The organism is Mesorhizobium sp. M2C.T.Ca.TU.002.02.1.1 (assembly GCF_003997225.1).
Genome location: NZ_RZTO01000414.1, coordinates 1 through 5465 on the forward strand (window position 1 = coordinate 1; position 5465 = coordinate 5465).

Annotated in this window: 6 protein-coding genes and 1 pseudogene; 5 read left to right on the forward strand and 2 right to left on the reverse strand. The window is 59.4% G+C overall.

Translation table 11 applies throughout. From position 1 onward, the window contains the following. The 5 genes and pseudogenes from EOD07_RS38155 to EOD07_RS39230 all read left to right on the forward strand — a co-directional run. On the forward strand, nucleotides 1-401 hold a 401-nt coding region (locus tag EOD07_RS38155; protein WP_206519512.1), incomplete at its 5' end, for a hypothetical protein. A 344-nt stretch (nucleotides 402-745) separates the two neighbouring features. After that, on the forward strand, nucleotides 746-1087 hold the full coding sequence (locus EOD07_RS39100; protein ID WP_127236806.1) for a helix-turn-helix transcriptional regulator: 342 nt from the start codon (nucleotides 746-748) through the stop codon (nucleotides 1085-1087). Beyond that, complete coding sequence (locus EOD07_RS20835) at nucleotides 1077-1394, forward strand: hypothetical protein (protein ID WP_127236801.1); 318 nt, start codon at nucleotides 1077-1079, stop codon at nucleotides 1392-1394. The genes EOD07_RS39100 and EOD07_RS20835 overlap by 11 nt, the downstream gene beginning before the upstream one ends. A gap of 212 nt (nucleotides 1395-1606) precedes the next feature. Beyond that, nucleotides 1607-2449 (forward strand): GIY-YIG nuclease family protein, encoded by an 843-nt coding sequence (locus EOD07_RS20840; RefSeq protein WP_245470353.1) that lies wholly within the window; start codon nucleotides 1607-1609, stop codon nucleotides 2447-2449. A gap of 55 nt (nucleotides 2450-2504) precedes the next feature. Further along, nucleotides 2505-2591 (forward strand): annotated as a pseudogene (locus EOD07_RS39230) (MucR family transcriptional regulator); the annotation flags it as partial. 418 nt (nucleotides 2592-3009) lie between these two features. On the opposite strand, the gene EOD07_RS20850 reads toward EOD07_RS39230, so the two are convergent. After that, nucleotides 3010-3882: an SUMF1/EgtB/PvdO family nonheme iron enzyme gene (locus tag EOD07_RS20850; protein ID WP_127236804.1), complete on the reverse strand. Its 873-nt coding sequence runs from the start codon at nucleotides 3880-3882 to the stop codon at nucleotides 3010-3012. Between the two features lie 69 nt (nucleotides 3883-3951). After that, nucleotides 3952-5055, reverse strand: coding sequence for a copper-containing nitrite reductase (gene nirK, locus EOD07_RS20855; protein ID WP_127236805.1), 1104 nt, complete (start codon nucleotides 5053-5055; stop codon nucleotides 3952-3954). Nucleotides 5056-5465: the final 410 nt, after the last annotated feature.

Sequence of the window (5465 nt, forward strand, 5' to 3'; positions counted from 1 at the left end):
CTACAGACATCCGCCCCGTTCGCCGCGTGGACATCTGCGGCACATCCCGTCGGGCTCGCCTATTACGTTGGCCTAAAGGCCTGGCCGCCCTACCGGAAGCGGAGGCGCTGGACACGAAGCGCTCGACAGTGCTTGGTTGCTCTTGCTTGAGGAGGGGCAATCATGCTTCGGTTCAACCATTCCGGCCGAAGGCTACTGTAAAACCTGTTCCAAAAATGTCTGACAAGGAGTTGCAGAAAAAGATCAAACGCCAGATGGAAGCGGATTTCCGTGCCGACCCGCTAGGTTTCCACGAAAAACATGGTCTCACGGCCTCCTTGCATCGCGGGGTCGTCGCCTGCGTTGTCGTCTTCTGCATCGTGCTCTTCGGCTTCCTTATTTGGTCGATTCTTCGTCATTGAGCGCGACACAGACGCAACACAACGTCAAAAATCGAAGCGAAATCAACGCGCCCCGATCGCAATAAGGCGCAATCATTGACAAATGGCGTCTGAGGCAAGCATTCGATCAAAGCTGAATTTACGCACGCCCGATCAGACTGTAGGACGTAAGGCGGCGGCCAGCGGCTCCCGATCTCTGCCATACTCCTGATGTCGGTTATAATCTTCATTATGAAGAGTTGCGTCGATTATAATCGACATCCATGCAGGTCTCATGGCGCAGAAGCTTGACTGTGCGCCCAATGTCGGCTCTAATCGACGTTAACATCTATAACGTCGGTTCTATTCGACATTTTGAGGTGCCTATGGCCCGCCGGACCGGACCGTCAGTTCTTTCATATGATGCCGAAGAAGCGTTGCGCGCTCTCGGACAGAATATCCGCACGGCGCGGCTTCGTAGGAACATGACCCTTGAGGATGTCGCAAGGCGCATCGGCGTGCATCGGGAGACTCTTTCCTCCGCTGAAAAGGGGAGTTCGACTGTGACGATCGGGACCTATGCGGCCGCGCTGGCGATCTATGGCCTTCTCAAAGGCCTTGCCGATGTAGCCGATCCCGAGGCCGACAGGCACGGGATCGCGCTCGAAGGGCAGTCCGCCAGGCAGCGGGCGCGTCAGGGATCCGGAGCGATGGACAATGACTTCTAAGAATCTACAAGAGTGCTTTGTCTACATCACCCTCCCCGGAGAGAAGGAGGAGATCGTCGCCGCGCGGTTCGAGATCAGGCGGTCGCGTGCAGGCCCTTCTGGCCGCCTGGCGTACGGCCGAAGCTATCTCCAGCGCCGGAATGCGGTCGAGATTGATCCGATCGAGCTGCAGACCCTTGACGGCCAGACATACGTCCACGTCGGCGACAGCCCGCTTTTCCCTAGCCTTCGGGACGCGCTTCCGGATCGCTGGGGCAGGCTGGTAATCGACCGAGCGGAGGGCGGCGAACTCGACGACCTCGGCTAATCGGACCCTACAGAGACCGTGTCGAGCAGGCATTCGCAACCGCGCAAGATCAGCGGATGCTTCCTGACATCGAGATCGTATTCTTTGTGGACGACCGACAGAACTGGGGCATCCGCCTTTGCGGAGAGCCGCTCGCCGTCCAGTACGCAACCGATCTGGTAAAGCCTCTCATCGGTGCGAGGTCGTAACCAAACTGAAGGGAGCTCCTGCGCATGGCACATTCCGATTTGAACGCGGAGGTTCTCCTGAGCCTTGGCTTTCTCGACATCGGTCGATGGCTGTCGTCCGGCGACTTCATTGTTTATGAGTTGGACGGCGAGAACGCGGCGGCGAACGAAGCCCTGCTAGATGCCAAGAACGCGCTCTACGCTTTCGTGTCGGGCATCGAGGTTCTGTACATCGGCAAGACTGCTCGCTCGATTCGAAAACGATATGTCGGGTACTGTCGGCCAGGAAAGCGGCAGGCCACCAACCAGCGTTGCCACCGCAACATCAAGGATGCCATCGGCCTAGGCACCGAGATTCGCATCTTCGCCTTCGCTCCAATCTCTCACCTTCGATATGCCGATTTCGAGATCAATCTGGCGGCTGGCCTAGAGGACAGCCTTATCAGTCAATTCGATCCGCGGTGGAACGGCAAGGATCGAGGTCAGCCGATCTCTGAAGATGCGGAACGCGAGGAAGCGGACGAAGCCGAAGTCGACAGGACACACGCACCGCCGACCGCCGATTTTCCACCGGAGCCGAAGGCAGGTCCGACCATGGCAACTTTTTCGGTCGTTCTGGGGCCGACCTACTACAACCAGGGTCTCCTGAATCTAGGCATCGAGGCGAGCGAGTTCCTTGGAAAGGACGGCGATCCTGTCCGCGTGCTGCTCGGCGACGATGAAACGGTGGTCTCGAAAATAAACAGAACGGCCAACCGAACAGGTGCCGTTCGCGTTGTGGGCGGCAACTCCCGGATCGCCCGGTGGTTTCGAGGGCACTTCAGGGAAGGCGACGTCCTGGAGGGACGCGTTCTCGATCCGCATACGATCCTGCTGCTCTTCCGATAGCCGGGCTATTGTCGATTTCGGGGGTTCTTGTCGCCGCCTTCCTTCTGGGCCGCACGCCGTCAACCTGAGCCGTTCGGTGTTCGCCGATTATATCGTCTGCCTCGAGGACAGGAGGAAGTTCAAGTCACCCAAGCGCCATCTCGCCGAAGGCCAAAAAATGCCCGGCCGAAACCGGGCAAGAGGTCTTTCTTAGGAGCAGATCCGATCAGCGTATTCGGCATCGTTAATCTGCGGTGCCATCATGACGGATGGAATGAACCCGCTCATCACCGGACAACCCCTTACAATCAGAACGCGTTTGCATCCTCTAATCCAAGAACATTTGGCGTCCTTTTCGTGAACGGAATAGCCTCGCTTGGACTGGTCCCAGCGGCGCAGAACGCGTAGCGCGATATCGCGCTCCAGAACCCCGCAATCTTGCCAAGCCGCCGAATTGAGGGGCTCCAACCCTTGTTCGGGGTGTGAAGGATGCTTTTTGTTCCCTTTGCGTCCGTTCAAGCCTGATGAAGTGGCAGTCTATGAAACCATTCACGACAGCCGCGCAGGCAGATAAAAAATAGTCAGGTCAGGCCTAGGCGGTGAAGAGTTGCCCCCAGGAAGCCATGGCGGTCGCGGACAAGACGGAATCCCAGGTTGTCGGGCGGTGTGCCTACCGCGCAACCGCCGCTCTTCCCGTCGCGGATGAAGTTCGACATGTAAGTGCGGTGGAAGCCCTCCACCACATGCACGCCGCAATTGGTGATCGAGTCGGCGATACCCGTGCCATTGCTGGACATCGTCGCGTGGATGTAGCATGTCGATGTCCACTCCCACACGTTGCCCGCAATATCCGCGACCCCCTTTGAGTTGAGGCCAAAGGACCCGCTCGGGTGTGGCTGAGGATCCGACTTGCGCCCCAACGCCGCCTCGTTGCGGTACTGCGCAAGCCATCGCTGAGCCGGGTCGTCGGGGTCCGATACGCCGGCCTCTATGTCGGCGCGAAACCGCTCGCCTGCCGCATAGGCCCATTCCACATCGGTCGGCAGCCGCCACGCCTCACCAGTCTTCGCCGACAGCCAATTCGCATAGGCCTGTGCATCGAGGAAGCTGATGCCCGTTGCCGGAACGTTGCCGACAAGGCGCGAGTCGGCAGACTTGCAAGCCCCATCCAGAACGCAACGGTCATAATCCGATGCAGTCACCTGGACTTTCATGATCTCCAGCGCCGCGTAGATGGTTTCCCTCGCCATGGGCGCGGGCGCGGGATGGCTGTCCTTGAGGAATTCCCCAGGCTGAGGATGGTCGAACGAGCCGGGTGCCAAGGTTACCAACTCAATTACTGGAGTTGAACCTCGAGCTTGCGAGGACACGTCACCTACCGAATGGCTGACCCCTAGCCCAATGAGCGCGGCGGCCGCGATGGCTCCAAATGTGAATATAGGATCGAAGGACATGCCAAACTCCGCCTGCCGATGCAACTCGCCGACTGTTCGGGCGAGTTGCGGAGTGATCGGCTTTTCCGCTTACGAAGCGATGGCCTTGGGAGCTTCGACCTGCGTCATCAGATCGTCGTCCCACTTTCCGTCGACCGTGAAGTGCGCGGTCGCGCCGAGCTCGACGGCTTCGATCAGGTTGTGGTTGACGTAGGCGTAGATGCCCGGCTGCCGGAAGGTGTACAGCGCGGCGCCCGCAGATCCGCCGCGGATGAACCAGGTCTCGAGATCCTTCGCCGGCGGGTTGGCAAACTTGCCCTGTTCCCAGACGAAGTCGCCGTGGCCGCCGATCAGATGGGGACGCGTGTCGCGGTTGGCCTGCGAATGCACGATCAGCACCGTTTCGCCGACCTTCGCCTTCATGGCGTTTTCGCCGGTCAGCGACCCAGCCTTTCCGTTGAACACGACGTGCGTCGGGATCAGGCCGCGCATCACCTTCACGGTATCGTCGTAGTTGTCGCCAGCCGAGTCGTATTTCTTGAACTTTCCCTGCTCGTCGCGCGGGATGTAGAAGTCGCTCTCGCCGAGATAGTAGATGCGGTCGTAGTGGACGGGCTTGCCGGCGTCATCCTTCAAGCCGTCGCGCGGGAGCACCATGACAGCTCCGCTCATACCGGACACGACGTGCCAAGGGATCATCGCGCCACCGGGCGCACAATGGTAAATGAACGTGCCCGGCCGAGTGGCCTTGAAACGCAGCGTGGCTTGCTCGCCGGGGCTGACCAACGTCAGCTCTCCGCCACCGAGCCCCCCGGTTGCAGCGTGCATGTCGATGTTGTGGCCGAGCGTGTTGGTATCGGGATTGATGAGCGTCAGCTCGAGATAGTCGCCTTCGTGCACGACCATGAGGGGGCCTGGGATCGTGCCATTGTAGGTCATCGCGTTGAGCTGCGTGCCGTCCGCATCGATGACCATCGGCTTTTCTTCGATCTTCATAGTGAATTCGACAATCCTTGGTCCGCCCTTGGCCACCTGGTCATGGGCATGCACGAAAGGAGGCGAGACCAACGTCACTTTTTCGCGCGGCAGTCCGGCGACATCCTTCGCCGCCGCCATGACCGGTGCCGACCCGACGGTGGCAACGGCGGCGGCGGCAAGAACAGAGCCCAGCAGGGCTTCGCGTCTCGTAAGCATTTTCATATCCTCATCTTCAACGATTTTGACAACCGTAAGATACTATATCTGTGGGGTCAGTCTTTGCGTTGGCGCAAATCCGCTTCTCTTCCATCAAACCTGTCTTGAGAAGTTTGCTTCGACCTAAAAACCACGAATCGACGCGCTGGCGGATTTCAAGAGCTGTCGGTAGTGCGAGGCCGAGACAAAAAGGCCGGGCAGACCTCTCCCCTGGTCTGCCCGGCCGTGCTTCCGGCCTGCCGGAGCCGGAGGCGGTCTCGCAGCCGTCGAATTGGTCTGGGGCGGTGCTGGCCGCCTCCCTCTTTGTTTCAACGCGTTATCGGCCGCTGTGTGTTAATAGATTGCCGGGCGGACATGGCGCTTTGCGCTGGTGCAAATTGGGCGATGAAAATACTCGCGTGGGCGAGGAA

Excerpts from the sequence above, each read along its gene's own strand:
- EOD07_RS39100 (WP_127236806.1), top strand. The coding sequence starts at position 746 with ATGGCCCGCCGGACCGGACCGTCAGTTCTTTCATATGATGCCGAAGAA.
- EOD07_RS20835 (WP_127236801.1), top strand. The coding sequence starts at position 1,077 with ATGACTTCTAAGAATCTACAAGAGTGCTTTGTCTACATCACCCTCCCC.
- EOD07_RS20840 (WP_245470353.1), top strand. The coding sequence starts at position 1,607 with ATGGCACATTCCGATTTGAACGCGGAGGTTCTCCTGAGCCTTGGCTTT.
- EOD07_RS20850 (WP_127236804.1), bottom strand. The coding sequence starts at position 3,882 with ATGTCCTTCGATCCTATATTCACATTTGGAGCCATCGCGGCCGCCGCG.
- nirK (WP_127236805.1), bottom strand. The coding sequence starts at position 5,055 with ATGCTTACGAGACGCGAAGCCCTGCTGGGCTCTGTTCTTGCCGCCGCC.